Raw genomic sequence first — 26,841 nt, forward strand, 5'->3', positions numbered from 1 at the left:
TATTTGCATATCTTTATAATCATTCTTCTTTTTCCTGAAAATCCCTTTTGCAAATGAATAAGAGGATGGCAAAACTATTTCGGCTCATTGCCGGGACGTGTGGCTTCGCTTTCCACTTCTATCATCCAGGACAAAATCGTGGTGCTATCCCGGACATTCTTTTCTTTGATTTCTTCCAATAAAGCCGTCACGCCTTCAGCATTTGACACTGTACCGAAGCGTTTTGCCGCTTCCAGCGGATTTGAAAAATCGGTGTTCGGGCATTCCACCAGCCCATCGGTTGTCAGGAGGATGTGGTTGGTGCCTTTTCTTAGTTCTTTTGCGCCTGTGCTAAAGCAAGGAACCGGCAAATCGAATGTGTTCACTTTGCCGATCCATTCATAAAAACTGCGGTGATTCTGCTGCGTCTCACCGAGCGCCTCGAGGTCAGGATGAAACAAGTACAATAGGCAGTCGCCGACCGATAGCCACCAAAGGAACTTGCCTTTTCTTACGGTGCATAAGACGGCGGTCTCGCCTTGCACTTTGCTGCACGCTGTTTTAAAACGTTCGCTGTCAAAGCTTGCCAGCAAAATCTCCGACAGCTGGCTGAATGCTTGTTTGATCGGCAATTTCAAAGCTCCATTGATCGAAGGTTCCAAACGGCCAATTTCCGCTATGACGAGCTCTGCGCTTTCGGCTGTTTGATGGGCGTCCAGCAACACGGTGAATTCCCAGTCTTCCACTACGTTCGACCACACCATGCAGCCGTCTTCATTTTTCGTTTGCCCAGCAGTTGAGTTGCCGCCAAACCGCCCTACCGTCACAGGGCCAATTTGCTGAATGTCCAGCTGGTCGACAAAAGACTGTTCGCTGCCGACCCAGTTGAAGCTTGTTGGGTCCTTGCTAGTTTTCATATGTATATACCTCCTGTTACGTATTAAAGCGATTCATAATATTTGTCCAGTATACGTGAAGCTGCTCTTTGTCTGCATAAAAAAACGAAGAATCCGCTTATGCAGACCCTTCGTATAACATTACTGGCTATTCTTTTCTCCGGTACAGATACATCGTCAGCGGCGCAAAAATCACCACGAAAATCGCAGATACGACAACCACCCAGCCAATTTGCTCCCAAGTCCCGTTGCCGTGCATCAAGCCGCGCACCGCTGTTGCGAGGATGGAAATCGGGTTGATGTTGACGAATCCTTGCAGCCAGGACGGTAAAGTCGACGGATCAACGAACACATTGCTGACAAAGGTGAGCGGGAACACCACTAAAAAACTGACCATCATCAAGGATTTTTCGGAACGCATGATAATGCCAGCGGCCGTCCAAATCCACGAGAAGCTGAACGAAAACAACAGGATAACCAAGACCGCACCCACTACTCCCAGCGCTCCGCCCTCCGGGCGAAATCCGAGAATTAGCCCGAGGCCGATCATAATGGCCGACGCCAGCGAATAGCGGATGACATCAACGAGCAATGCGCCGACCAAAGCGGACGGTAGCCAAATCGGCAAGGTCCGGAAGCGGTCGAATATGCCTTTTCGAATATCATTGTTCAAGTCGATGCCGGTGTACATCGTAATCTGCGATACCGTCATAACCAAAATGCCGGGCAAAAGAAACTGCAAATATTCGCCTGTTGACCCGGCGATCGCACCGCCGAACAAATACGTGAACATCAATAGAAAGATGATCGGAAATACCGTTACGTCAAACATCTGCTCCGGCACATGCTTGATCCGCAATAGCGCACGATGGGCAAACGCCATTGTGGACGCCATTGCACTCGGCGGATCCGGCCGCTTACCGCCCGCAACAGCGTTCAGCGGGTGCACTTCTTCATAAGCCGTTTTGTCGTGTTCGATTTGAACGCTCATGAGTTCTCCTCCTCAGTCGGTTGGTCGCTGGCGGATTGTCCGGTCAATGTCAAAAATACTTCATCCAAGCTCGGCCGGCCGAGCGAAAAATCGCTGATGGCTATTTTTTCTTTGCCCAATTCCCCGAGCGCTTCTGCGACGATTGAGGAATCTTTCGCCTGCGCGCTTAAGGTTACACCGTCTGTAGAGGTGTGAACCGGAACACCGAGCTTGCGTTCAAGAATGGCTGCTGCTTGCGGTTGGTCTGCTGAATCCAGCAATTGCACATTCAATGTGCCGGTTCCGACTGACGCTTTCAATTCACTGCTCGTCCCTTCTGCGATGATTTTGCCTTGATTGATGACTGCAATGCGGTCTGCCAGCTGGTCCGCTTCCTCCAAATTCTGTGTCGTCAACAGCACGGTCGTTCCTGTTTGAACGAGCGCGCGCACAATCTCCCACACTTGGTTGCGGCTGCGCGGGTCGAGGCCGGTCGTTGGCTCATCGAGAAACAATAGATCCGGCGTCACAACAATGCTTGCGGCGATATCGATGCGCCGCCTCATGCCGCCCGAATACTTTTTCACTTGCCGTTTTGCTGCCTGCTCCAAGCCAAATGCCGACAGCAATTCCGCCGCACGCAACTTCGCTTCCTTGACCGTGTAACCCATCAGCCTGGAGATCAGCACGAGATTTTCAATCCCGGTCAGGTCTTCATCGATCGATGCATATTGGCCTGTTAAACTGATGCGGCTTTTGATGGCCGCACTTTCCGTCTTTAAATCATGCCCGAAAATGGTCGCGCTGCCGCCGTCTGGCTGGATCAATGTCGCCAGCATGCGGATTGTCGTCGTTTTCCCGGCCCCGTTCGGCCCTAAAAATCCGTATACCGTCCCTCTTGGAATAACCAAATCCACGCCGTCTACCGCTCGTTCTTTCCCGTATATTTTCACCAGTCCCGCCGCTTCTACAGCCAATCCGTTCGCCTGCCGCTCCACATTTCTTGTTTCCATGCTCCTCACCTTTTTCTTTGCAGGATACATTCACATGATTATGGCTTTTATTATAAACCCATTGGCGGAATATTCACTCTTTTTATTTTACTATAGAACAAACGTTCCTATTAATCCACTATTATTTTTTTCCATAAGAAAAACTCCTGCATCCTGGCAGGAGTTTAAAATTCAATTATTAAATCGACCATTTCACCAGCATGCCGGCATGGGTCAAGCCGCCGCCGAATCCGTACAGCAGCAATTGATCACCGGCTTTGATGCGGCCGTCTTTCACGCCTTCGGCAAGCGACAAGGGAATCGAGCCGGCAGATGTGTTGCCATAATATTCGAGTGAATAGATGGTGTTGTCGAGCGACAGCCCGCTCCTTGTACAAATCGATTCGATGATTCGCAGATTGGCGCTGTGTGGCACAAACCAGTCGACATCGGATGGCGCTACGCCTGCTTTGTCCATCAAGGCATTGACCCCTTTTGGCACGGTATTGACCGCCCATTTGTATACTTCGCGGCCATTTTGCCAGACGACGTTGCGGGCAGCCAAGTCTTCGCCGAACATTTCCCCTGCCAAGTCTGTGCAATACAGGTTGTTCGCCAAGGCGCCGTTCGTTCCCATATGCGATTCGATAAAGCTCGGGTTGTCTGCGTCGTGTTCGACCAGCACTGCCCCGCCGCCGTCGCCGAACAGGATGCACGTCGAGCGATCGGTGTAATCGAGGATCTTCGAGAACGTTTCTGCGCCGATCACCAGGATTTTCTTGTGCAATCCGGAGGTGATCAAGCCGTTCGCCATCTGCAGGCCGTAAGAGAAGCCTGCGCAAGCCGCGTTCAAATCGATCGTTCCTGCGTTCGGAATGTTCAGTTTCGCCTGGACCATTGCAGCCACGCTCGGTGTTTTGAAGTCAGGCGTCATCGTGCAGGCAATAATCAAATCGACATCGTCGAACGATTTTCCGTAGCGCTCTGCCAAATCTTGTACTGCTTTTGTGCTTATATCACTCGTAAATTCGTGTTCTCCCGCAATGCGGCGCTCTCTGATGCCGGTGCGCTGGAGGATCCACTCGTCATTTGTTTCAACCAATTGTTCCAGGTCCAAATTCGTCAGCCTCTTTTCGGGTACATACGATCCGATGGCTGTGATTCGTGCTGCTGATCTGCTCATTCATACACCCCTTTAGCTTACTCACCTCATTTTAGCACCTAACATTAGTATTAGGTACCAATAATTTAGATGAATGGGTAAATACTTTCAAATGCATAATATTTTTAGTAGCTTTCCGATTCATAAGTCATGTATTGTCTAGGAAATAAGAAGCGTAAGACTACTGCAGCATCTTGTGGTAACTGTTTTCTCGGTATTACCTCAGCTCTCAAATTGTTTGGGAAAAAAGTAAAAGCTTCAAAAAGATAAGAAAAACGTTAAAAAATGAATAATAAATCTGATGATGAACAGAGCTGTTACAAAGAGTTTTCTTCAAGCGAACAGCTGGGACTCGCCCTTCAAAATCGATCTGTGGAATAATGGGCATAAGAGAATTTATTTCTTAGGAGGCGCTGGAATGAAACGAAACCGAATCGCAAAAAATGGTGAATTCCGCAGGCTCCTAAAGCAGGCGTTCGCCATCAACCAACGCCCGCTCCCTTGGGCCAAAGCATTGGCTGCCGGTATCAGCTCCGGGCTTCCTGTACTGATCGGGGTCTTATTGGGACAGCTGCAATATGGGCTGATCGCAGGCCTAGGGGGTTTAGCATTTCTTTATATGTTCAATGAACCGTACGCGCTGCGCTCGAAAAAAATCTTTTTCGCCGCGCTCGGCTTGGCGTTTTCCGCAGGGGTTGGCGTCCTGCTGTCCGAGCAGCCCTTGCTTGCCGCAGCGGCAGTCGGCATCATCGGGGCATTGGCGGTATTCATCTTCGGCGCCTATCAATTCACTGGGCCGACCGCGATTTTTTTCGTTCTGGTGTTTTTGATCAACAATAATGTGACAGACAATCCGGCGCTATTCCTATTGCACGGCTTTCTCGTGTTCCTGGGCGGCATGCTATCCTGGCTGATGGCGATGTGGGCTTACCCCTTCAAGCCCCATGCGCCAGAAGCAAAGGCCGTGAAACAGGGATACATGGCACTCACCGCTTTGGCTGAATCGGCCGGGTCCGCTGAATTCTATGAAGTCCGCCAACATGCCTGGTCCACCTTGAAATCTGCCGAAACGGCTCTCAGCAATGCAAGCGCTAAATGGACGCGCTCGAACCGGCTCGTCCAGTTGACCTTATTGCATGCGCAAGCAACATCGGTTTATGCCGAAATCATCAAACGCGGCGACCGCTATTCAGCCGTATCGAAAGAAACCGTGGAGAATTTGCGGCTCATCGCTTCATCAGTCGAAGCGTCCGGCAAAAAATCCTTTGCCGCGGCACCGCGCCTGCAGACGGAAACAGGAGATGCCTTAACCGAAAGCACTCGAAAAGCTTATGACATTCTTACAGGCCAGCGCGATAAACGGACGCGTGATACAGAACTGAAAGCGGAACCGTTCAAGGCCGTCTTTGCCAATGCTTTCAATAAACATTCCATGGTATTTTTCGCCGCCATCCGCTTCGGTGTCGTCTTGGCGTTTGCGGCATTCGTTGCCCACTTCTTGCCGATCGACCCGTCGTATTGGGTGCCATTGTCGGCGGCCGCTGTCATGTCCGGCGCCACCATCCTGTCGACATTCAACCGCTCGCTTCAGCGGTCGGCTGGCACCATTGTCGGCATTGTAGTTGCCGCTGTCATTCTGTCCTTCCAACCGGATGGGCTGTTCATTGCGCTGATGATTTTTGCATTGACGGCGCTCACGGAGCTTGCGATTGTGCTGAACTATGCCGTTGCGGCATTCTTCATCACGCCGAACGCATTGATGATCGCGGAAAGCACATCGCAGATCGGAGACCTTTCCTATTTCGCTTCCGCGCGCATTGTCGATGTGCTGATTGGTTCCGCGATTGGGCTGATCGGGGTCTTATTGATTGGCAGGCGCCGCGCGTCCACATTGCTCCCTCCGCTCATGTCCAAAACTTTGCGAAGCCAGCAGCGCTTCATGAGCCTGCTGTTTTCACCCTATAGCCCAGACATCGAGGCACAACCGATCGAACAAAAGAAAATGCGCACCAACCTAAGCAATTTGAAGTTGGTACTCGACACAGCGCAAGGTGAATTGCCGCAGCGGCCGGAAAATCTCGAGCTCTTGCAGCAGGTGTTTTTCGCTTCCGAACAGCTCGCCTTCCTGCTCGAGAATGCAGCGCAAAAAGACCGGCTCGCCTTATCCCCTGTTCAGCTCGGACAGCTCCATTTGTTTTTCGAAATGATGGCAAATGCGTTGGAAGGCAGCTGGCCATTTGCGGAGCACGTGATTCCGGAAATCCCGGGATTCCCGGAAATCGAACAGGAACTCGCCGCCTTGCAGGAAACAGTTCGAATGAGCACACGCAAAATCGAATTACACGAACAAGACGAAGCCTTGGAATAGGCTTCGTCTTTTTTTGCGCATGTAAACTTAGAGGAATGATGTGTAAAGTTCGCTTGACGTAAAGCAGACTTTACACGTAACATAGAATTATAACTACGAGGACGTGATAGAGTGGATAATAAATTAAAGGAATTGCGGGAGACACACGGTTATTCACAAGACCAGCTCGCTAAAAAGCTGGACGTTTCGAGACAGACGATCATTTCAATCGAAAAAGGGCGCTATAATCCGTCTCTTCCCCTCGCCTTGCAGATGGGCAAGATTTTTGGCACCCACATCGAGAACATTTTCTTTTTGGAAGACGAATCAGATTAAATTGTTTAATCAGTAAGGAGGAATTCTTATTAATTACCGCATCGCATTTTCAGCTCTAGGCTCATTATTTTTCTTGATGGCAGGATTTTTACTCATCGCAGCAATCATGAACAATAGTGCTCCCCTACCAGACACTTACATCATTCTCTCGATGTCTATCATGGCTTTTTGTTTAAGTTACCTATATCCACAATTTGTCCAAAAGGATGAACGCATGCAGTTGATTCGCCAAAAAGGCATGTTCTTTTCATTTCTTGCTTTTTTATTCTATTCTTTCGCCCTTAATTCATTGCTTGAGTTTAACATCATCCAATTAACCGCCAGTGACGCTATCACCATTTTAACCGCATTGATGATCAGCACTTTGTTTACCTCATGGGTTTTCCTTGCGAGGCGCTATTGATGAAGAAAGTTATTATATTGTTAAAAATCACCCTGGCTATCGCAGCGCTATGCAGCATTTCATTAGGAGTTTATTTATTCATGAACGCTGACAATGAAATAGCAGCACCGTTGACTTTGTGGGCATTAATCACGAATACCTTTATCGTAGTTCTTTTATTAGGGATACACGCGATGGAAAAACAGGTTGATTGAATAAGCCAATTTTAAATTGTCCGATCGAATGTATATAAAGTCCCGCTGCTTTTTTGCAGCGGGACTTTTCATTATTGCATATCGTTTAACTTCTCACGTTGCCGTGCACGAGCTTGCTTTAAATCGGAGATGCCGATCAATGGGCAAATAATAAGGCCTGCCACCATGATCCACGTCAGCACCCAATTATCTCCCCATGAACTGATAAGCACGATCAAACAATTGAAGGCGATGATGAAGCCTCGGTACTTTTCGATTGCGGCCACATATGATTTGAACATGTTTGCCTCATTCTCCTATCATTTTTAGGTCAGCTTTGGTGTTAGCCTACTGGTATGTCCATGTATTTCCGATAGACCCCAGTGCCATTTTCCTGATAGCCCCGTATAAAATCAACCTAAAACCGGCAAGTGTCCAGCTCCTCACTGGCATGCTCCGCTGTTTTCAATTGACGAAACGGAACTGCTGGCTCGAAATGAGCGGATAAGAGACGAGTTGTGCGCTGTCCAAATCTTCGGCGTGCAGATCGACCGCCGTAATCTGGCTATTGTCGTACGTTGTGTAATAGTAAATCCCCTTGTCCATATTGCAGCAGGAAGAATACAAAGTGTATTCGAAATTCCCGCCCCCTAGCGCGTTGAGCCCTTTCGGCTGTGCAACCGAATTCAAGATATGAAAGAACTGCCCGACACTGTCTGCTTCACTGCTGCCGGATGCCGAGTTGAATTTGGCGAATGTGGCCCTAACAAAACGTGAAGTCGAGGACAAATCGCCCGGCAAGCCGATGCCGCCCATACCGAGGCTATAAGGCTTGAGGTCTAATTGTTTCGAGAAACGATTTTCAGGGGCGGAAGCTGTCACCGATAAATACTGGTTCAAATTGAACAAATGGTAGCCGAATTCGGGATTATTCGCCAGCACGCCGGCTGGATTATCGTAAACTTTCAGCCCTTCTTTTACAGACTCCACGACAATCGACTGCTGCTGATCGGAAATCATCCAGTGAAGCGGTGCGATTGGGAGCTGTTCACTGAAAGGAATGTCCGCCAAGTTCAGCTTCGACAACAGCATTTTTGCTTCCTCGACCGTTTCACATTGACCTAAAATCCACGGAATGAATTCAAAAGGCGCGATATTGTCTTTGTCCGGATCTTCTCGATGGAAATGAGCATTTCCCGGGAAATTCAACCCCGCCATGCTCAAGCCTTTTTCATTGGTGGCGTCGTAGTATAACGGATAATGGTCGATGACCGCTGCCATGCCGATCAAGGCGTAATGACTCATCATATCCTGGGCTTTACGAAAGTAAAAATGAAAATTCCGCGGTGTGATGGTCACCATTTCGTTATAGGAAACATCTAAATCGAGATTTCGGCCAAAATAATGGTCTTTCGTTTCGAAACTGATCGCTGTGCACATCACTGTCCGCCCCGCTTTCTGGTTTATGGTATTGTTCGCTACTCCCTTTATACCCAAAGTTTCATTAACCAAATATTCTTCCGTTTTCCCTTCAGAAACTTTCTTTCCTCGCTCCTTTTCAGTTGCTATACTAAAAAAACTTTGCCGTAGACACACTCGATTTACGGATGGTATCCTACTCAAGTACTTGCAGGACGGGGGAATTACAGGTGGAACAAGAACGATTCGACAATCTGAAATTAGGCGAGCGGGGCGCGATGCTCAGCATTGCTACCTATATTATTTTATCAGTTATTAAATTATGGATCGGCTATATAGCAGGATCAGAAGCTTTAAAAGCGGACGGCTTGAACAACGTCACCGATATCGTTGCATCAACGGCAGTTTTGATCGGCTTGAAATTATCCCAAAAGCCGGCAGACGCCAACCATCCTTACGGGCATTGGCGGGCAGAAACGGTAGCTTCCTTGGTGGCGTCGTTCATTATCGTCGCAGTCGGGTTGCAAGTTACCTACTCAGCCGTCGTGTCGGTTTTCCAAGGGACCAGCGAAACACCTGGGCTGCTTTCGGCCTGGACCGCAGGATTTTCTGCCATCGTGATGTATTTGGTATATCGATATAACAAAAAGCTAGCTGAACGCATCAATAGCAAAGCTGTGGCTGCAGCAGCCAAAGACAATTTATCCGATGCTTGGGTCAGCATCGCAGCCGTCGTCGGAATCGTCGGCGCGCAGTTTTATCTGCCGTGGCTCGATCCGCTTGCGGCTCTTCTTGTCGGTGTATTGATCGTCAAAACCGGCTGGGGCATCTTTTGGGAAGCAACCCACGAACTGACGGACGGCTTTGACGAAGAACTCATCAAATCGTTCAAAGAAACTGCACTCGCCACACAAGGCGTCACTGAAGTCCGCGAAATCCGCGCTAGAAATTACGGCAACCGGGCCGTAGTCGATGTAACCGTTTTGGTGCCTGGCGATTTGGACATTGCTGTCGCACACGACATCTCGACCAAAGTAGAAGTCAAACTCATGAAACGCTACGATATTTCAGCTGTCCATGTGCATGTGGAGCCACACTAAAAAAACCGGCAGCGCCGGTTTTTTTGTGTTCATCCTTTCTCTATATCATGTGCGGATTCTCTTTATCTGCGAGGTATGTATCAAAATCCTCTTTCCGAAAAACATGCAGGACGCATGCTTGCTTTTCCTTGTCCTCAAGCGCCTTATGTTCTTCCGGGAATTCAGTTTCCACATGCAGGCTAATAAAAGGCAATTTTTCCTGCGCTTTTTGAGAACGGATATTGACCGTTCTTGCCCCTGCGAAGACACGCGACAATCCCAACTCCCCAAAAGCAATTTTTAATATGGCGACTTTAGACGCTTCGTTAAACCCTTGTCCCCAATATTCCTGGCCAATCCACGTTCCGATATGGCAGGAATTCTTCGAGTAATCGATAAACATCAAGTCGGTTAAGCCGACCAATTGGTTTTGCTCCCCAAAATCACTCGCGGTACTCTCGTTCCTGACTTTTCTTCTTCCCTTACCAGCTGGCTGAAACGAATAGTATCTTCCAGAGTTCCATCCGGCAAACCTAAAGCATCTTTTACAGCCGGCATAGAAGAAAGCCTGAAAATTTCCTCGCAATAGGCGTCATCGTGCGGCACCAATACTACGCTCCCCATTATTATTCCCCTCTCAAATTTTGAATAACTTAACGTAAATCAGTGTTTCGCAAAACCATGATCCGCTATTCATTATGTTTCATCTTCACAAAATCGTACTGCCCCCCGTTTGTCGGCTGCACGAAAGATGCCACTTTTCTAAATCCAAGCTTTTCATATAAGGTTATGGCCCGTTGATTGAACGCCGCTACCGATAAAGTAATGTTCTTCGGGCGGTACCTTGTTTCGGCAAACTGCAAGCCCGCTGCCAAGAATGCCGCGCCGTTGCCTTTTCCGGTCAACTCCGGTTTCATTCCAAGCCCAATATCCACCGTCTCTTGATCGGGGCGTTGAAAGCTGTAAAACCCGATGATTTCATTTTGGGAAAGAACCACAAAATATACGCCCTCGCGTTTTTCAGGATCCAAAAACTCCTCTAAGTCCTCCGGGTCTGCGTTCATGTCATAAAAGGAATACTCTCCTTGATAACGCCAGCTTGCTGCAATATCCTCCGCTTGCTCCTGCGTCATGGCCTGAAAAATATAGTCCATCCGCTTTTCACCTCTTCATTCCCAAGGTCTTCATGTCGACCAGTAAATTTTCCCTTCACGCTCACCCAAACTAGTGAAACCCGCTTTTTCCAAAACCCTTGCAGAAGCCGCGTTGTTGGGGTCGCAGCTCGCGATAATGCGCTCTACCCCCTCTAACTTAAGCCCCCACTCAATAATTGCTTCGGCCATTTCCGTCGCATAGCCATAGCCTTCATAAGCGGGAACGATGCTATAGCCCAATTCGATTTCTTTTGGATTGTCGGTGCTTCGCCGAAAGCCCATATCCCCGATGACGCACTGGTCTTGCTTATGGATAATGAGCCCTTCCCATTCGTTTTCCTCCGGGAAATGCCGGTACCGCTGAATTTTATAAGGAAGAATTTCTTTATAGGTTTCACTCGGATACCCACTAGCTATGGAAAAGCCTGTTGCCCGTTCCAGCTCGTCCCTAGTCGAAGTCGCGGCTTGCATCATTTCTGGGGTGAAAGTCATCAATTCTAACCTATCTGTATAGAGATGCGGCATTTTTCATCCTCCTTCAGTTTTTGTAGTAAATCGTCTCTTTATTAATTATTATCATAACCTTTGAAAAAACCCTTCAACACAACTAAATTTTTCATACCTAAAACTTTCATACACTTTTTAACTAAAAAAGACATCCACGTGGAATGTCTTTTTCACTTAATATGTTCTTTCGCTTCAATATCTTTTACGATGTCTTCAAGCGTCAGGTTCTGAAACACTTTTTCCATTGCCGACTGCGCGGCCATGAAAATTGGTTCGATGGTGCTTTGGATGTTTTTGCCGACTACGCAATCGGGATGCGGCTTGTCGTGGATGCTGAATAATTCGTTCTCTTCGACCACGTTGACTGCTTTGTAAATATCGAACAGCGTGATTTCCGATAACTCTCTCGTAAGTTTAGCGCCCGCCACCCCTGGCTGCACTTCGATCAATCCCGCTTTTTTCAGCATGCCCATGATCTTTCTGATGACGGCTGCATTGGTATTGACGCTGCCCGCGATAAATTCGGAAGATGAGGCGGTTTCTTTATTCAAATCAATTAACGCCAGTATGTGGATTCCGACGGCGAATCGGCTGCTTATTGACATGTTGAGCCCTCCATTGCTTATTTATGTTGAATTTCACATGATGTAATTGTTCCGGTTACAAGTAATTGTATCAAATTTCGAACTGAAAATATATTAAATCCAACCTGTTGACAAGATGGTTACAAGTGAATAAACTAAACATGTAATCAATTCAGTTACAAGAACAACTGAACAGGAGGAATTAGTGATGAAAATTTTGGTGACAGGAGCTACAGGAAAACTGGGCTCAAAAGTAGTGGCATCTTTATTGAAACAAGTACCTGCTAGCGATCTTGCGGTAAGTGTCCGTAATCCCGAAAAAGCTGAAGACCTGCGCGCTCAAGGCGTAGACGTTCGCCACGGTGATTTCGATGCTTCGGAAACATTGGATCAAGCTTTTCAAGAAATCGACCGCTTATTGATCATATCAACTGACGGCGACAACGAAACAAGAATCCGCCAACACAAGAATGCGGTTCACGCCGCTGAGCGCGCAGGCGTTAAATTTATCGCCTATACGAGCCTCGCCAATGCGACAGAAAGCCAAAACTTGATGGCTCCGCCGCACGTAGCGACAGAAGCCGCTATCATCAAAACGGGCATCCCTTATGCCTTCCTTCGCAATAATTGGTATTTGGAAAATGAACTGGGCAGCATTCAAGCTGTAGAAGCAGGCGCGCCTTGGGTCACTTCGGCTGGTGAAGGAAAAGTCGGCTGGGCTTTACAGCAGGATTATGCCGACGCAGCTGTCGCCGTATTGACTGGCAGCGGCCACGAAAACAAAACTTACGAACTTTCTGGTCCCTTGTTAACACAGGAACAACTGGCTTCGGCACTTGGTGACGTACTGGATAAACCAGTTTCCGTGCAGCAAGTAAGCGACGCAGAATACGCAGAAGTGATGAAAGGTGCCGGCGTGCCCGACTTCGCCATTCCGATCGTCGTCGGCATCCAGGAAAGCATCCGCAACGGTTCGCTCGCAGTCGCAAACAGCGATTTCGAACAAGTGCTCGGCCGCCCACTGACACCAATCAAAGATGGTCTCGCGCAGCTGGTTTCAAAATAAAAAATTAAAAAGAAACGGAGCTGCTCTTGTCGATCAGCTCCGTTTCTTATTTATTATTGTTGAGCTGTCAGCTCGGCTTCAAACTGTTCTTTCAACTCGATCAATGCGGTTCTGTTTGCTGAGAGATCTTCAGGGTATCTTGCTAAAACGACATCGATCAAGTTCGCTTTTTCCCTTGGAGAGAATCCCCCAGTCACAGCATGCTCGCCTTCTAACACACCGTAGTAGCCTTTGAGTGGCTGGCCAATTTCAACCTGGTTTGCTAACTCCGATACTTCGGCAAAGACCTTTTTACTCCAAGCGCGCTCCCATTCTCCAGCTGAATCAACACCCATTTTTGCATATTTCACTGCTTCGGAAACGTCTGTAAACAATAAATCCTGAGTAACGTAACTATAAGAATTTGATAAACCTGTCATGCTCTCTGGATTGACGAGCCTCAGCTCATTCTGTCGATAAAGGTTCGTATTGTCGTAGTCTCCTATCTCCCTATACAGGCTCGCAATCCGATGGTTGGCCGTTTCTAAATTAGGAGCGGTTTCTGCAATTTCCAAAAAAATCTTCAACGCTTCTTCCGGCTTTCCATTTTGGTATTCTAACAAATCTGCCCTTTTCCACAAATCACTCAACTGCTCAAAACTAGCAAAAAACTCAGCCTCGTAATTTTCTAGAATTTTCCCGGTTACTTTTTTAAAACTTGATTCAAACGTAGAATGTTCCATTTCCGCAAAAATTCTCAGAAGAATATCTTCTCCCTTCCCATTTACCAAGAATTCTACAAAAGCACGGCTTTGAGTATAAGGACTATAGGGATCGGACAAATGATTTTCCCAGCCACCCGGATGCTCCAGTTTTTCAAAGGCAGCATATTTAATCGGGTAATCCGGATCAAATGGCAGTGCCTGATCTTTTTCCGATAAATAAGTTGCTACGCCTTCCGCAAACCAAACAGGAATTTCAGAACTATACATCCCCCGCTCCTCCGCGATGCTGTAAAACAAATGATGCGTGTATTCATGGATGACCGAAACCTCGTCGATCGGCAGAGGCAAATGAATCGTCTGATCGTGTTCTTTGTAAAATCCACTATACTCCGCCTGAATCGTTTCCCGAATCGGCATGTCAAGATTTTCTCCATAGAGAACGAAAGAAACTGGGGCGTCGGTTTCCCCTCCCAGCTCACGCTCCAATTGCGGATGATTGGTTTCTACAAGGTCCACCAACTGTTCCATTTCTTCTAATGGTTCGCTTCCCGGTGCAAAATAAAATGTGATTCCATTGATTTCTTTTGAATCCAATGTGGCCAAATCAATGGAACCGTCCTCTCCTGTGATTAGTCGGCGGTAATAAGTTAACTTCTCTTCAGGCGTCAGCTCCGTTGCTTCTGTCATGTCGTATTCAACATCATAGAGCAGAAAGTTTGTGCCGAATAAAAAGAGCGTAAAAATCCAGAACAAAATAGAAGAAGCTATCAGAAAGACAGCACTCGTTATTTTTTTCTTACTATCCCCCGCTTTTACAATCCAGACAATCGCCAACACAATGCCCGCGATTACGAAGACACTTACACCAAGCCAGGCAATCAAGCTTTGCCCTACATCCAAATACAGCAGTAAAACTGCGAATCCAGCCGTCAGCAAAACCAAGCTGAGGAAGCTCAAAATAATATTTTTAACTATGTGCATAAGTCACCTCTATTTAAATCGAGCATCCTAATTTGATTTCTTCGTAGGTTTTGGTAAGAAAAAGGCGCTGCTTCCCATAAACCAACCACCTGCTACAGCCAGCGCAGTCCCGACGGCCACCGCAAAAGTGGATAAGTATGTGGATATATACATACCTGCCATAAGCATTATTGAACCTGTGGAAAACATAATCATGGTTTTTGTCATTTCTTACAGCTCCTTCAACAGCTTATCCACCGTTTTAAGATGAAAGCAGCTCAATTTCAATCGCCAAGCTGCCCCATTCCTGTTCACGCGCTGATGAATAGAAGGTGTGAATGGATTCAACGCGCTTTTCAATATTGTTATCCACAATTCCGAATTTCTCAGCGGGAATGTCTTCAAACATTTCCCGAAACGTCGGATATGTGCATAACTTTGTGATTTTCACTATTAGTTTTTCGTCTTCGCCGGGCAGTTTCGTGAATTCTATCGTATCTCCCTGCTCCAACTTTCTCCGCTTTGGATCGTTCAGCCTGATTTCGACTATTTTCTTCCCAGACTGGATCGCTTGGAAAGGTTCTTCGTAAAGTTTCATCTTGTGCTCCATTGTTTTCCCACTTTCTCCATCAATTGATCGCCAAGGTCCTTTATAGTTAAAGTTCCATCTACAATTAAATCCGAATCTGGCTGAATCTTATTGAGCATGTGGATGTAAGCACGCCTTCCATGGCTTGCATAATAATTCACTTGCGCCACTATTTCTTCTTCGGAACTATCGTGAAAGTCTCTGCTAATCCTCCGGGCTAAGGCAAGATCCAGTGGTGTATCAATAAAGACAGCTAAATCAATATACTCTTTCATTCGCATGTGTTGATACGCAAAAGGATAGTCTAAAAATATGTACTCTACTGGCTGCTTCAGCAATTCCACGAAATCAGCAACAAACGGCTCGAGATTCCACTCATGAGAATCGGCGCCGCGGTCGACCCACTCCAATACATCTTCCGGTCCATGCAAGTCATAATCATCAAAGAACAGCGCTTCGGCATTATTGATATGCTTGGCCAAATGAGTGACGAGCGCGGTTTTACCACCGCCTGAAACACCCGTAATTGCAATGGTAATGGGCTTTTTCAATTCGTTCACCGGCTCTCTCTTATGGAACCATCAGTTTCCGATCTTTTTTTGTTCATTCTAGACATAATGACAAATAACATAGCTATTAGATTGGCCAAAAACATAATGATGTAATAGATGTTTGTGTCGCCTTCCATTAGATAAGTGCCGTATCTTAGCGTGTTGACTGCTAGGACAATGACTAAAAATATATGAGTTTTTTTATTCAACGAAACACTCCTCTTAAAATAATTCCTTGCATCGGCTGTTTGAAGAAATCCATCACCTACTTTTTCCACTCTTCTCGCAGTATCCCCATCTTGATGGCATCGAAATATTCCCCGTCCACCATCCGTGCTTTTCGGATGCGTGCCTCTTCTTTCATGCCGATCTTTTCCGCAACTTTCATCATCCTTTCATTGCCTGACCAGGTCGACATTCCAAGCCTGTGCAGGTCCGTCGATTCGAAAAGGAAATCTATCCATAAGGTATAGGCTTCTCTGCCATAACCGCCGTTCCAGTAATTTTTATCGTAGATGACGATTCCTGTTTCAAGCCAATTGGTGTTTTGGTCCACCCAATAAGCGCCTACATAACCAATCACTTTTTCGCCTGCCCTAATCGTTAGGGAAGTCGGAACATCCGCAGCAATCTCCTCACCATTTAGCCATTTTTCCCTGTGCTGTTCTTTGCTCATATGTTCTTCAGGAATATACGGACCATTCCACTTTTTTGCTTCTTGCTGTTTTTCTTCAAACCGCCAGAAATATAGTTCATCTAAGCTCTCTGCTGTATTTTTGATTAACTCAATTTTTCTTCCTTTAATATCAACCATTTTTTATAATCTACCTTTCTAAATCCACTTAACACTAAATTTGATCTCTCAACGTCGCTTACATAATAGTGCGGCTAGTATCTTCGACAAGTGAGTGCTATAAACTTTTGATTTCTGTATTGTTAAAACTCATAATCGAAAGCCCACTTTAAAACTTCGTAAATGAATTTCATTCCTTTCTACTATATCCAATTTTTGTATACACATCCAATCAACTTACAGAATATTGTAGTATAATTAAGAGAATATTTTTAAGCAGCAATTAGAAGCTTGTCTAATGAAATGGAGGAAGAACATGACAAAGCAATGGATAGGCCAGTGCATGGATATTGGAGGAATCCAGCTTTACTTTGAAGAACTTGGTGAAAGCAAAGAGAGTCCTGTCATTGTTTTTGATTCAGGCAATGGATGGAGAACGAAAAGCTGGAACCCGATTAAGGCGGAGGTCTCTGCATTTTCCAGAATGCTCGTGTACAACCGGGCGGGTCTCGGAAAAAGCACCATCGACGACCGACCGCGCCATAGTCTGCAAAACGTTGAAAATTTACGGCTGCTGCTTCAAAAAACGAACGTGAAACCACCCTATATTCTAGTCGGACATTCCTTCGGTGGCTTGAACGTCCGTTTATACGCCAGTCTATATCCTGAAGAAGTGGCAGGTGTGCTGCTCTTAGACGCTTGCCACGAAGATCAAAACAAATTGATGGCCCCGGCGCTGTCTCCCCCAAACCAGAAACAGTATTACAGGCAATTTGCGGTAGAAGGCACATTAGCAGACTTCGAAGAAAGCTTGGAGCAAGTACGGAAACACAAAACACTCGGCGATATGCCCTTGACTATCGTTACCGGCGGCAACCAGCCTGTCCACACCCCTGAATCTTGGGCCCATTGGATGGATTTCCAGAAAGATTTAGTAGCTTTAAGTTCGAATAGCCGGCACGTCGTTCTTGAAGACGCGGGACACGCCGTTCACATCGATAACCCTCAAGCAGTCGTTGAGGAAATTCACAAGATGCTTGAAACTTTGAAGCGCCCTGCCGAACCATTGCTAAAGGAGAAGTGAGAATTCATTGCTTACCTAGCTACGCGAAAAACACCTCTAAACAATGGGGTTCTTACTTGTGGGTGTAGTAACTCTAGTTGCTTTCATGATAATGAAAAATTTGAAATGAACAAAAGCGTATTCGGTAAATTCGAATACGCTTTTTTTGATACTTGTGGCTTTAACGAATAGAGCCCAAAAGAGATTTTTTACTTTACTTTCTACAAGGCACACCTTCATCTTATGCTCTTAGTTTAATTAAAGTTATAATGAAAGCAATTGATAAAAGTACGTATAGAGGTGGTATAACATGATGAATACCTTCCGCAGACATAAACTCCATGAAGTTGCACCCAAACCCAAAAATACGCTTCAGTTTAATGAGCAGACTGCACCCGAAGCATTGCAGGCAATCATCGACAATTTGTCGGCGATCCTCCGCGACGCCCGTTCCGAGCAGCGCGAAGTCGTTTATTTGTGCATCGGATCTGACCGGTATATCGGTGATTCCTTAGGGCCTCTCACCGGAAGCTTGATTGTGGAAAATGCCAAAATCGAGCGCGTATACGGGACATTGGAAGAGCCTATCCATGCGTTCAATTTAAAGCCTGCTTTAAAAGACATCCAAAAAACCTATCACCATCCGCTGATCATCTGCGTCGATGCGAGCCTCGGCGCGAAAGAACAAGTTGGCGATGTGCTATTTGTAGACGCTCCGCTGATGCCAGGAAAAGCACTGGAGAGAATGCTTCCGGAAACCGGCGACTATCATTTCCAAGGGATCGTGAACTATTTGGATCCCCTCCCAACCTCACAGTTTTTGAACGACACGCGCCTCCATACGGTCATGAAGCTGTCCCGATTAATCGCTCACGTCATCACAGAAAGCGAACAACAAGCAAGCCAATAAAAAAGATTCCGCCCCAGCCGGGCGGAATCTTTTTTAAGTTAAATGGCCCCGGTAATGAAAGCCACCGCAATAATGGATAAGCAGCAAAGGAATGCCCATTTGAATGCGAATTTCTGCATTTCCCCAAAATCCTTCCTGATCATCCCCACTACCAATAAGGTCGAAGCCACTAATGGGCTCAAGAAGTGTATCGGCTGCCCTAAGACGGAAGCACGTGCGATTTCAAGAGGACTCACGCCATACGCTGCGCCCGCTTCCGCCAAGATTGGCAACACGCCGAAATAATAAGCATCATTCGACAAAGCAAACGTAAACGGCATGCTCGTAATGGCAACGATCAATGGGTAATAAGAGCCGACAGACGCCGGAATAATCGAGATCAACGAGTTGGAAATGGCATCGACCATTTGCGTGCCAGAGAAAATTCCTGAGAAGATACCGGCAGCAAAGACCAGTACGACGACCGTGATGGCATTGCCGGAATGCGCCAGAATGCGTTCTTTTTGCATTTGCAGGTCGGGATAGTTAATGGCAGCTGCCAACACGAAGCCGATCAGGAAACTGACGGCAGCGGGCAAGATCCCCGTTACCAAGACGCTCATGACGGCCAGTACCAATACGAGGTTGACCCAGATCAATTGCGGCTTTTTCAAATCTTCGTCCAAGGCATGGGTAGCGGCAACTTGAAGCATGCTTTCGGAATTAGCAGGAATGTTTTCCACTTTAATGATGCCGAGCCGTTCGCGTTCTTTTTTCCCCATCATGTACGCAATTCCCAAAATGCTCAGGATTCCTGCAAACATCGTTGGAAGAATCGGAATGAAAAATTCATTGGCATCCAAGCCTAACGCAGCGATAGCCCTTGTCGCCGGACCGCCCCACGGCGTCATGCCGCTGATGATACTGACGGACATAATGGAAATGGTTGCCAACACCAACGGGTTCATGCCGAGGCGGATGTACAGCGCAAGCATCGCTGAAATGGTGATCATATGCGTCGTCGTGCCATCGCCGTCCAATGACGCAATCATGGCGATGACCGCTGTCCCGATCGCAATTTTCACCGGATCCCCTTTCACCAACTTCATGACTCGATTGATCAATGGGTCAAACAGCCCGGCATCGATCAAAATGCCGAAGAACAAGATCGCAAACAGCAACAAAGCTGCGGACGGGGCGACTTGTTTAAGCCCGTCCATCATCATTGTCCCTAAACCGGACCAAAATCCGCCGATGACGGCAAAGACGATTGGCACCACCACCAACGCGGAGACCGGCGACATTTTTTTCGCCATGATCAAATACGTAAATACAATTACCATGGAAACCCCTAATAGTGTAAGAATATAAATTCCCCCTCTAAATGTATTCGCTTACATAACAATTAAATTTCCCACCCCTTGGCAAATTAGCGATACGAATTAGTTTTAAGAATATTCTATTACTTAAAATAAGTAAAATAGAGAGAATTTATAATAAAGACACAAAAAAACTTATAACCTAAACTTCGGACAGAAGCGACGGGTGGTTTTTCAAGAAATCTACAAACTTTTGGACGGTCGACAGCTTCAAAAATTCCTGGTTGTACATCAGCCACGTATCCCGCATAACCGGTTCCCCGTCTTTATAGAACAACGGATATTTATGGATCTCATCGGAAGGGCGCAGGCAAATTTCGGGAAGGATGGCGATTCCTAAGTCGTTCTTGACCATTTCCTTGCACGTCTCCTGCCGGTCAGTCTCCATCGTAATGATCGGCGGCTCGTTGTATTGATCGTGCCACCATTTATTGATGATGTCTTTCAAGGAGCTGTCGGTTTTGTAATTGATAAACGGCAATTCAGGCACTTCTTCCATATTCACTTCATTTTTTGAGATTAAAAACAGTTGTTCCGTATGCAACAGCGATTTTGACCCGGTCCAGTTATAGTCGCCGCGCAAAATCCCCAAATGGACTTCCGATGAATTGAGCAATCCCATAACGTCCGCACTCCATCCCGTGTTCACGCTGAACTGCACTTTCGGATGGGCCGTGATGAATTCCTTCAATAAGGCAGGCAATTTATACTGCGCGAAATTGCTCGATACCCCGAGCCTCAGGATCCCTTGGACTTCCTGGTTCATATTCTGGATATAATCTTTGGCGTTCTGCAATTTCGTAATCATTTCATCCGCGTATTGGGCGAGATATATACCTTCTGACGTCAGCTCGATGCCTTTTTTGGTTTTAAAGAAGAGTTTTGTCCCCATATCTTTCTCCAGATTCTTTAAGCGATACGTCAAAGCCGGCTGCGAAATATACAAGCGTTCCGAAGCGCGGCTGATGTTTTTCTCTTCATATAAAACCTGCATGGCTTCCCAATCTTTTTCGTCCATTCTGTCCACTCCAATCATGTTATAAGTTTTTTTTAGAACAACACCTTAATAATATCTATTTCACTTATGACTAAAAATACCATAAGCTTTTTTCATAAGCAATCGAACTTACGAAAGGTGGCTGCAGCATGAAAGTACCAATATCAGTAATGCGTGGAGGAACCAGCAAAGGGATTTTTATTAATTTTGAGGATATGCCCGTAGACCGAACTCTGTGGGATGGTTTCCTGTTGGATATCATGGGAAGCCCGGATCAACGGCAAATTGATGGTTTGGGAGGCGGCAATTCATTGACGAGCAAAGCCGCCATCATCAAAAAGTCAGCGATTCCAGACATTGATGTGGAGTATACGTTTGCGCAAGTAAGCATCGAAAATCAATTGGTCGATTTCCGCGGCAATTGCGGCAATATTTCTTCCGCAGTCGGCCCTTATGCTATCGAGCAAGGGCTCGTTCCGGCAGTAGAGCGGATGACGAGCGTCAAAATCTTCAATACCAATACACAAAAAGTAATCATTGCCGAAGTGGAAGTCGAACATGGGCAAGTGAAAACGGAAGGTGAATGTGAAATTCCCGGCGTCCCTGGCACCGGCTCGCCCATCTATTTATCTTTCACCGATGCGCAAGGCGCCGTCACGGGTAAACTCTTCCCGACCGGCCATCCAGTCAATCACGTGAAGACCGCTTTCGGCACGATTGCCGTTTCGATTATCGATGTCGCGAATCCTTTAGTGTTCGTCAAAGCGCAAGATGTGGGATTGACTGGCTCCGAACTGCCTGCCGATTTCACTCCACATATGCTCGGGCAACTGGAGGAAATCCGCTCAGCTGCGGCAGAATTATGTGGATTCTGTTTGAAAGATGAAGCGACAATCAAATCCCCCGCAGTGCCGAAGCTTACACTTGTAGCTCCGCCTGCCGCTTATTCGGACGTCAACGGCATCCGGCGGGAAGCCGATACTATGGATTGCCGAATCCGGATGATGTCCATGCAAAAACCGCATCAGGCATTGGCCATAACCGGCGCTATCTGCACCACAGCAGGCGCGTTCTTACCCGATACGATCCTAAATGACTTGATCCGAATCGATGCCAATATCGTCCGTCTTGGCCACCCATCCGGAATCATCGAAACGAAAGTGGACCTCATTGCCGGGCACATCAGCAATATCAAGGTCGTCCGAACCGCCCGCCTTATCTTGGAAGGCTATGTCCATACTAAAGGCAGCTATCATCACACGGTGTCTGCAGTTTAAACTACCCATCAAAAAAGGCGTACACAATCACTTTGTGTACGCCTTTTTCGATATTTGGAGCAGAACTATCATTCAAGTTCGAGGAGTGAAATCATCTTTCCCCCGCTTCCCACAAATAATGCACGAAGCGCATAGTCTGGCCATTCATTTCGAACTCCTCTTCGCTAACGCCCACTTCTTCAAATCCGTTCTTGGCCAATATTTTTTGGGAGGCGTGATTAACGGTCGTCGTTTTTCCGTGTATTTGTCTCAACCCTAAGTCAGTATCGAGCAACAGATTCAAGGCTCGGTGTCCGATGCCCTGTCCCCCATAGTTCGCCCCAACCCGAAATCCGATTTCTGCCGTTTGATGGTTCCTGTCTATATCCACTAAGTTGATTCTTCCCAGAATGTCTCCTGTATCGTTCTTGATCAGGTAGAAGTTAGCAAAGCCTTCTTGTTGTTCTTTCAATAACTCTTGATGCCTCGAAAGAAAATTTTCGAAGACGTAGAAATCATCTCCACGGCCAGGTACCAGCCGTTCGAAAAATTCCCGGTTCTCCAATTCGAACTGAAACAATGCTGCTGCATCCTGTTCCTGGAGCAAGTGCAATGTGATTTCCATAAACTGACCTCCCGCTAGCTAAGCTTTAATATACAAATCGGCCTTCCCTGTTTCATCCAATACTTTCTTTAGACTCCATCTAATTAAACGCTCCCAAGTAAACCGAATTCCCTTGGCCGCTCTCGAACTCCTGGATAAAGCGGCGGATGCCTTTCGGATAAATCCGATACTCCAATAAGTTCTCGATTTCTACCCACTCAAAGCCGGTTTGTTGGGTGTCGGGGTTCGACGGTGTAGCCGATTGCAAATCACCCTGCAAAAGGCATTCAAAATAATATTCGATTTGGTGAACGCCGCTATCGGTCTCGGCATATTCGTGGCGCTCGCCTATGTATTCGCGGATGTGGATCAGGCTTTTCACTTCGACAGCGCAGCCGATTTCTTCGATGCATTCACGTACGGCGGCTTCCGGCAAAGTTTCGCCGAGCTCCTGGCCGCCGCCTGGAAATAGATAATAGCTGCCTTCTACGTCTTCATTGGTCGTCAGCAACACTTTGCCGTCTTTCACAATGATTGCTTTCGCGGAATTTCTAATGGCCAAGGTGTCCACTCCTTTGGCGTTCCTGCAGCCCAAGAGACAGGCATACGCGGACTGCCTGTTCTGTCGCAGACTTGATATAACCAGTAATTTCTTCAACCGTATATATCTCCAGATCCTTGCTGGAAAACACTTTCGATGAATGGAAGTCGCCGAGCGTTTCTACGATGAACTCCCGTAAGTTATTGATTTCAATTTCTTCTATAAGAGTCTCAGGAAGTTCGGCAGATGCCAGTTGTTGTTCTAACCCGCCGCAGCCAAACTGGTCAACGAGCATGCTATTAAGCTTTCTGAAATCCGCATGCCATTTTTCGAGCACAGCTGGGTCGGCATCGATACGGTTTTTCAGATCTTTTTTGAAATAGATGTCTTTCATCCATACATCATCACCCACTAAATGCACCACATACCCGAGAATGAATTCGTCTTGTATCTCTTTCTGGTATTTCTCTATGAAGGCTTCATAATGTACACGTCTCGTCCCATCGTCTACGCTGCCCTCGTAATAATGAGATTTGGTTTTTTGCTCTCTGCCGTGAACTGCATCCGGTGCAATGCCACCCAGCAGAAACCGCGGCCGGTCGGCAATGTCGATTTTCTCCGCCACCTGCTCAGCAATGAGCAAATGCATCATGCGCGATCCCATTTCGGCTCCCCCTTTTTACTTTTAGTTATCCAGCGCTTTTTTGACATCGATTTTTGCCGTATCAAATAGCGACACTTCTGTATCTTCATTGGTTGTCAGCAATACTTTGCCGTCTTTCACAATGATCGCTTTCGCGGAATTTCTAATGCCATTTACCTCACCTGTCCTCCCCTCATTTGATTTAATTCTGCTGTTAAAATAATTCTTTAATTTTCAATATCTATCCACCATACTGAATTTAAAAACAATTAAAATCATCCATCTCAAAGGCACAGACTTTTGTAAAGAAACTTCAGTTCCAGAAAAGGGAGGACACAGTATGCAACATGATACGATTTACAAAAAAGACGGAAAAGCGATCATCGCCAACCATTACGACAGCTATTTATCAAACTTTGAATACAATATCGAGCAAACCACGGTGAAGACGAATTTTGGCGATACCCATGTACTTGTCGCTGGTCCGCCGGAAGGAAAACCGGTTATTATTTTTCAAGGCGGCAATTGTATCAACCCGATGACCTTGTCATGGTTTTTGCCGCTCATTAAGACTTATCGCATCTATGCGCCAGATACAATCGGACACCCTGGCTACAGTGCACAAAGACGAATTTCAGCAAAAGATGATAGCTTTGCAAAGTGGTCGACGGAACTCATGGATCATTTTTCCACCGAGCGCGCTGCAGTCGTCGGGCCGTCTTATGGAGCAGGAATTATCTTGAGGCTCGCAACTTTTTCTCCTGAGCGAATTGCCTGTTCGGTACTTGTCTCCCCGGCTGGTCTCCGTCTGGGTTCTAAATTAAAGATGGTCAAAGACATCTTATTCCCTTTGGGCATGTATCAGTTCACCAAATCCGAAAAGCACCTCATCACACTTACCGATAGAATGTCTGATGGTCTTATGAAAGATCAAGATAGAAGAATAATTGGCGACGTATTTAATTATGTTCGCTTGGAACAAGATATGCCTAAATTAACAACAAAAAAAGAATTATCAAATTACCATTCCCCTACCTTGGTCATTGCCGGAACTAAAGACGTCTTTTTCCCGGAAAGCAAAGTAAAAAAAGCAGCGGAAGAAGCCATTCCCAATCTCACAGCTTTTAAGACTTACGAAATGGGCCATTTCCCTTCTACAGATCACCTCGCAGAAATTAATGAAGACATTTTACTGTTTTTAAAAAATCATTATTGAGTTTCACTTTATTCTAAAGCGCTCTCCACCGCCGCTCGCGCATGGATCTTCGCCGTATCGAATAGCGGCACCTCTGCATCTTCGTCGTGAATTAACAAACCGATTTCTGTGCAGCCAAGAATGATGCCCTGTGCCCCGCGATCGATGAGGTTTTGGATGGCTTGTTGATATTTCACTTTCGACGACTCGCTGATTTCTCCTAAGCATAATTCGTCAAAAATGACTTGGTTGATCATGTCGCGTTCTGCCGCCTCCGGAATCAAAACCTTGATGCCGCTGTCGGCAATGCGTTTTTTGTAGAAATCCTGCTCCATCGTATACTTGGTCCCGAGCAACCCTACCGTATGGAGATGGTTTGCGCGAATTTCTTTTGCGGTTGCGTCTGCGATATGCAAAACAGGCACCGAGACGGCTTCTTCTATAGAAGAAATCACTTTGTGCATCGTGTTCGTGCACAATACAATCAACTCTGCACCGCCTTTTTCAAGCGAACGTGCGACATCCCCCAATCTCTTGCCTGCTTCTTCCCATTTCCCTTGTGACTGAAAGCGTTCAATTTCCTCGAAGTCGACACTATACATTAGACATTCAGCCGAATGCAGGCCACCTAAACGCTGTTTCACTTGTTCATTAAGCAGCCGGTAATATTCCGCCGACGATTCCCAGCTCATCCCGCCAATCAATCCGATGGTTTTCATCGTACTCCTCCCTTTTTTCAAGCCATTGAGCAAGGTCATATGCTAACTCTTTTCTATCATTACTGAATCATTTAAATTCCTTCCGTTCAGTCCTCAATGATTCAACTCAAAATGTGCTTCTTTCAACTCTTCAATCTCGACATCCGGATTCATTTCAGCAATTTTTCCAGCTAAACTGGCCACGCCGAAAATCTCAGTGAAGGTGTGGCTGCCGACCAGTAAATTGATGGCCGCAAACTGCGCGTACTGAATCGTGTAAAGCGTAGCTTCTCCGGTGACGTACGTATCGCATCCTCTTTCAGCAGCCTCGCGGATCAATGCAGAGGAATGGCCCGCTCCGGTCAAGACGCCGATCCGTTTGACGGGCTGGGCGTTATTTTTCCAAGCGCGCACCGGTTCGTTCAAAGCTTCGCGCATTCTTTCAGCCAACTGCTCAAATTCCACAGGAGCAGCGAATTCCGCGATGCCTGGAACTTCGCCTTCCGCTTCGCTATAGGTGGAGTAGGCCTTGATATCGTCCACTTCCAACACCTTCATTAAGGAAGTGCAAGTACCAAATTCTACGAAATCCAGCGGTGCATGGATCCAGAAATGACTGATATTGTGCACTTTCAGCTTATTGACGCATGCTTCTCTCAAGCCGTAGATGAAATCCCAAGCATCGTGATGCGTCACCATCAAATCGATGCCTTGCGCGATGGCCATCTCTACGGTTTCAATGGATAAATTGGTCGCATAGCCAATCTTGTGGATTTCCCCATCCGACGTGTTCGTGAAGCCGTATTCATCATCTTCTTTCAACAATTCCTCGCCGAACAATTGCTGGATCGTTTTCTCGAAATCGTTTAATTTCATCTTAAATGCCCCACTATTCTGTTTTTTCTTGATTTT

At 46.6% G+C, this 26,841-nt stretch carries 33 protein-coding genes; 10 read left to right on the plus strand and 23 right to left on the minus strand.

Annotation, left to right across the window (positions count from 1 at the left end):
* Positions 1-74: 74 nt before the first annotated feature.
* The 4 genes from DFR62_RS06765 to DFR62_RS06780 form a co-directional block, all read right to left on the minus strand.
* On the minus strand, positions 75-896 hold the full coding sequence (locus tag DFR62_RS06765; RefSeq protein ID WP_121298972.1) for a PP2C family serine/threonine-protein phosphatase: 822 nt from the start codon (positions 894-896) through the stop codon (positions 75-77).
* Between the two features lie 127 nt (positions 897-1,023).
* The gene (locus DFR62_RS06770) at positions 1,024-1,866 is read right to left on the minus strand and encodes an ABC transporter permease (RefSeq protein WP_121298974.1); all 843 of its coding nucleotides are present in this window, start codon (positions 1,864-1,866) and stop codon (positions 1,024-1,026) included.
* Positions 1,863-2,858 carry an ATP-binding cassette domain-containing protein gene (locus DFR62_RS06775; RefSeq protein WP_121298976.1) on the minus strand — a complete coding sequence of 332 codons (996 nt, stop codon included), beginning with the start codon at positions 2,856-2,858 and terminating at the stop codon, positions 1,863-1,865. The genes DFR62_RS06770 and DFR62_RS06775 overlap by 4 nt, the downstream gene beginning before the upstream one ends.
* Before the next feature lie 178 nt (positions 2,859-3,036).
* Positions 3,037-4,020 (minus strand): ketoacyl-ACP synthase III, encoded by a 984-nt coding sequence (locus DFR62_RS06780; protein WP_121298978.1) that lies wholly within the window; start codon positions 4,018-4,020, stop codon positions 3,037-3,039.
* 397 nt (positions 4,021-4,417) lie between these two features.
* On the opposite strand from DFR62_RS06780, the gene DFR62_RS06785 reads away from it, so the two are divergent.
* The 4 genes from DFR62_RS06785 (at position 4,418) to DFR62_RS17265 (ending at position 7,279) form a co-directional block, all read left to right on the plus strand.
* Positions 4,418-6,367, plus strand: a complete 1,950-nt coding sequence (locus DFR62_RS06785) for an FUSC family protein (protein WP_158290832.1) — start codon at positions 4,418-4,420, stop codon at positions 6,365-6,367.
* A 111-nt stretch (positions 6,368-6,478) separates the two neighbouring features.
* Positions 6,479-6,682 carry a helix-turn-helix transcriptional regulator gene (locus tag DFR62_RS06790; protein ID WP_121298983.1) on the plus strand — a complete coding sequence of 68 codons (204 nt, stop codon included), beginning with the start codon at positions 6,479-6,481 and terminating at the stop codon, positions 6,680-6,682.
* Positions 6,683-6,896: 214 nt separating this feature from the next.
* On the plus strand, positions 6,897-7,085 hold the full coding sequence (locus DFR62_RS17640) for a hypothetical protein (protein ID WP_421958192.1): 189 nt from the start codon (positions 6,897-6,899) through the stop codon (positions 7,083-7,085).
* On the plus strand, positions 7,085-7,279 hold the full coding sequence (locus tag DFR62_RS17265) for a hypothetical protein (RefSeq protein WP_135449543.1): 195 nt from the start codon (positions 7,085-7,087) through the stop codon (positions 7,277-7,279). Before DFR62_RS17640 ends, DFR62_RS17265 begins: the two co-directional genes overlap by 1 nt.
* A 71-nt stretch (positions 7,280-7,350) precedes the next feature.
* Here the strand turns inward: DFR62_RS17265 and DFR62_RS06800 are convergent, their stop codons facing one another.
* Positions 7,351-7,560 (minus strand): hypothetical protein, encoded by a 210-nt coding sequence (locus DFR62_RS06800; RefSeq protein WP_121298987.1) that lies wholly within the window; start codon positions 7,558-7,560, stop codon positions 7,351-7,353.
* 163 nt (positions 7,561-7,723) lie between these two features.
* Entirely contained in the window at positions 7,724-8,698 is a 975-nt protein-coding gene (gene bsh, locus DFR62_RS06805; protein ID WP_121298989.1) for a choloylglycine hydrolase, read from the minus strand.
* 209 nt (positions 8,699-8,907) lie between these two features.
* Here bsh and DFR62_RS06810 point away from each other — a divergent pair, with 209 nt between their 5' ends.
* Positions 8,908-9,777, plus strand: a complete 870-nt coding sequence (locus tag DFR62_RS06810; RefSeq protein ID WP_112229811.1) for a cation diffusion facilitator family transporter — start codon at positions 8,908-8,910, stop codon at positions 9,775-9,777.
* A gap of 40 nt (positions 9,778-9,817) precedes the next feature.
* Here DFR62_RS06810 and DFR62_RS17645 read toward each other — a convergent pair whose 3' ends face one another.
* The 5 genes from DFR62_RS17645 to DFR62_RS06830 all read right to left on the minus strand — a co-directional run bounded on the left by DFR62_RS17645 (position 9,818) and on the right by DFR62_RS06830 (position 12,022).
* Positions 9,818-10,180, minus strand: a complete 363-nt coding sequence (locus DFR62_RS17645) for a GNAT family N-acetyltransferase (protein ID WP_421958191.1) — start codon at positions 10,178-10,180, stop codon at positions 9,818-9,820.
* Positions 10,168-10,380, minus strand: coding sequence for a hypothetical protein (locus tag DFR62_RS17650; protein ID WP_421958190.1), 213 nt, complete (start codon positions 10,378-10,380; stop codon positions 10,168-10,170). Before DFR62_RS17650 ends, DFR62_RS17645 begins: the two co-directional genes overlap by 13 nt.
* A 65-nt stretch (positions 10,381-10,445) precedes the next feature.
* A complete protein-coding gene (locus tag DFR62_RS06820; protein ID WP_121298991.1) occupies positions 10,446-10,910 on the minus strand; it encodes a GNAT family N-acetyltransferase in 465 nt (154 codons plus the stop codon).
* Between the two features lie 30 nt (positions 10,911-10,940).
* The gene (locus tag DFR62_RS06825; RefSeq protein WP_121298993.1) at positions 10,941-11,435 is read right to left on the minus strand and encodes a GNAT family N-acetyltransferase; all 495 of its coding nucleotides are present in this window, start codon (positions 11,433-11,435) and stop codon (positions 10,941-10,943) included.
* Positions 11,436-11,587: 152 nt separating this feature from the next.
* Complete coding sequence (locus DFR62_RS06830; RefSeq protein WP_121298995.1) at positions 11,588-12,022, minus strand: Rrf2 family transcriptional regulator; 435 nt, start codon at positions 12,020-12,022, stop codon at positions 11,588-11,590.
* Between the two features lie 187 nt (positions 12,023-12,209).
* Here DFR62_RS06830 and DFR62_RS06835 point away from each other — a divergent pair, with 187 nt between their 5' ends.
* Positions 12,210-13,067 (plus strand): SDR family oxidoreductase, encoded by an 858-nt coding sequence (locus DFR62_RS06835; protein WP_121298997.1) that lies wholly within the window; start codon positions 12,210-12,212, stop codon positions 13,065-13,067.
* Positions 13,068-13,120: 53 nt separating this feature from the next.
* Here DFR62_RS06835 and DFR62_RS06840 read toward each other — a convergent pair whose 3' ends face one another.
* From DFR62_RS06840 to DFR62_RS06865, 5 genes are all read right to left on the minus strand, one after another.
* Complete coding sequence (locus DFR62_RS06840) at positions 13,121-14,752, minus strand: hypothetical protein (RefSeq protein ID WP_121298999.1); 1,632 nt, start codon at positions 14,750-14,752, stop codon at positions 13,121-13,123.
* Between the two features lie 27 nt (positions 14,753-14,779).
* Entirely contained in the window at positions 14,780-14,959 is a 180-nt protein-coding gene (locus DFR62_RS06845; protein WP_121299001.1) for a hypothetical protein, read from the minus strand.
* A gap of 34 nt (positions 14,960-14,993) precedes the next feature.
* The gene (locus DFR62_RS06850; RefSeq protein ID WP_121299003.1) at positions 14,994-15,341 is read right to left on the minus strand and encodes an ASCH domain-containing protein; all 348 of its coding nucleotides are present in this window, start codon (positions 15,339-15,341) and stop codon (positions 14,994-14,996) included.
* Positions 15,326-15,880 carry a nucleoside/nucleotide kinase family protein gene (locus DFR62_RS06855; protein ID WP_121299005.1) on the minus strand — a complete coding sequence of 185 codons (555 nt, stop codon included), beginning with the start codon at positions 15,878-15,880 and terminating at the stop codon, positions 15,326-15,328. Before DFR62_RS06855 ends, DFR62_RS06850 begins: the two co-directional genes overlap by 16 nt.
* Before the next feature lie 256 nt (positions 15,881-16,136).
* A complete protein-coding gene (locus DFR62_RS06865) occupies positions 16,137-16,685 on the minus strand; it encodes a GNAT family N-acetyltransferase (RefSeq protein WP_121299009.1) in 549 nt (182 codons plus the stop codon).
* Between the two features lie 295 nt (positions 16,686-16,980).
* Here DFR62_RS06865 and DFR62_RS06870 point away from each other — a divergent pair, with 295 nt between their 5' ends.
* On the plus strand, positions 16,981-17,748 hold the full coding sequence (locus DFR62_RS06870) for an alpha/beta fold hydrolase (protein WP_121299011.1): 768 nt from the start codon (positions 16,981-16,983) through the stop codon (positions 17,746-17,748).
* Positions 17,749-18,037: 289 nt separating this feature from the next.
* The gene (yyaC, locus tag DFR62_RS06880; RefSeq protein WP_241663131.1) at positions 18,038-18,637 is read left to right on the plus strand and encodes a spore protease YyaC; all 600 of its coding nucleotides are present in this window, start codon (positions 18,038-18,040) and stop codon (positions 18,635-18,637) included.
* 38 nt (positions 18,638-18,675) lie between these two features.
* Here the strand turns inward: yyaC and DFR62_RS06885 are convergent, their stop codons facing one another.
* Positions 18,676-19,983, minus strand: a complete 1,308-nt coding sequence (locus DFR62_RS06885) for a CitMHS family transporter (RefSeq protein ID WP_058382540.1) — start codon at positions 19,981-19,983, stop codon at positions 18,676-18,678.
* A 154-nt stretch (positions 19,984-20,137) separates the two neighbouring features.
* The gene (locus DFR62_RS06890; RefSeq protein WP_121299015.1) at positions 20,138-21,013 is read right to left on the minus strand and encodes a LysR family transcriptional regulator; all 876 of its coding nucleotides are present in this window, start codon (positions 21,011-21,013) and stop codon (positions 20,138-20,140) included.
* 128 nt (positions 21,014-21,141) lie between these two features.
* Here DFR62_RS06890 and DFR62_RS06895 point away from each other — a divergent pair, with 128 nt between their 5' ends.
* Complete coding sequence (locus tag DFR62_RS06895; RefSeq protein WP_121299017.1) at positions 21,142-22,269, plus strand: 2-methylaconitate cis-trans isomerase PrpF family protein; 1,128 nt, start codon at positions 21,142-21,144, stop codon at positions 22,267-22,269.
* Positions 22,270-22,360: 91 nt separating this feature from the next.
* On the opposite strand, the gene DFR62_RS06900 is transcribed toward DFR62_RS06895, so the two are convergent.
* The 3 genes from DFR62_RS06900 to DFR62_RS06910 form a co-directional block, all read right to left on the minus strand.
* Complete coding sequence (locus DFR62_RS06900) at positions 22,361-22,873, minus strand: GNAT family N-acetyltransferase (protein ID WP_121299019.1); 513 nt, start codon at positions 22,871-22,873, stop codon at positions 22,361-22,363.
* Between the two features lie 79 nt (positions 22,874-22,952).
* Positions 22,953-23,414 (minus strand): NUDIX domain-containing protein, encoded by a 462-nt coding sequence (locus DFR62_RS06905; protein ID WP_121299021.1) that lies wholly within the window; start codon positions 23,412-23,414, stop codon positions 22,953-22,955.
* A complete protein-coding gene (locus DFR62_RS06910) occupies positions 23,404-24,057 on the minus strand; it encodes a zinc dependent phospholipase C family protein (protein ID WP_121299024.1) in 654 nt (217 codons plus the stop codon). The genes DFR62_RS06905 and DFR62_RS06910 overlap by 11 nt, the downstream gene beginning before the upstream one ends.
* Positions 24,058-24,376: 319 nt before the next feature.
* Here DFR62_RS06910 and DFR62_RS06915 point away from each other — a divergent pair, with 319 nt between their 5' ends.
* Entirely contained in the window at positions 24,377-25,252 is an 876-nt protein-coding gene (locus tag DFR62_RS06915; RefSeq protein WP_121299026.1) for an alpha/beta fold hydrolase, read from the plus strand.
* A gap of 8 nt (positions 25,253-25,260) precedes the next feature.
* Here DFR62_RS06915 and DFR62_RS06920 read toward each other — a convergent pair whose 3' ends face one another.
* Together DFR62_RS06920 and DFR62_RS06925 are read right to left on the minus strand one after the other, a co-directional pair.
* Positions 25,261-25,950 carry an aspartate/glutamate racemase family protein gene (locus DFR62_RS06920; RefSeq protein WP_121299568.1) on the minus strand — a complete coding sequence of 230 codons (690 nt, stop codon included), beginning with the start codon at positions 25,948-25,950 and terminating at the stop codon, positions 25,261-25,263.
* 93 nt (positions 25,951-26,043) lie between these two features.
* On the minus strand, positions 26,044-26,805 hold the full coding sequence (locus DFR62_RS06925) for a Nif3-like dinuclear metal center hexameric protein (RefSeq protein WP_121299028.1): 762 nt from the start codon (positions 26,803-26,805) through the stop codon (positions 26,044-26,046).
* Between the last annotated feature and the right edge of the window lie 36 nt (positions 26,806-26,841).

The organism is Planococcus citreus, assembly GCF_003664125.1.
Lineage (GTDB): Bacteria > Bacillota > Bacilli > Bacillales_A > Planococcaceae > Planococcus > Planococcus citreus.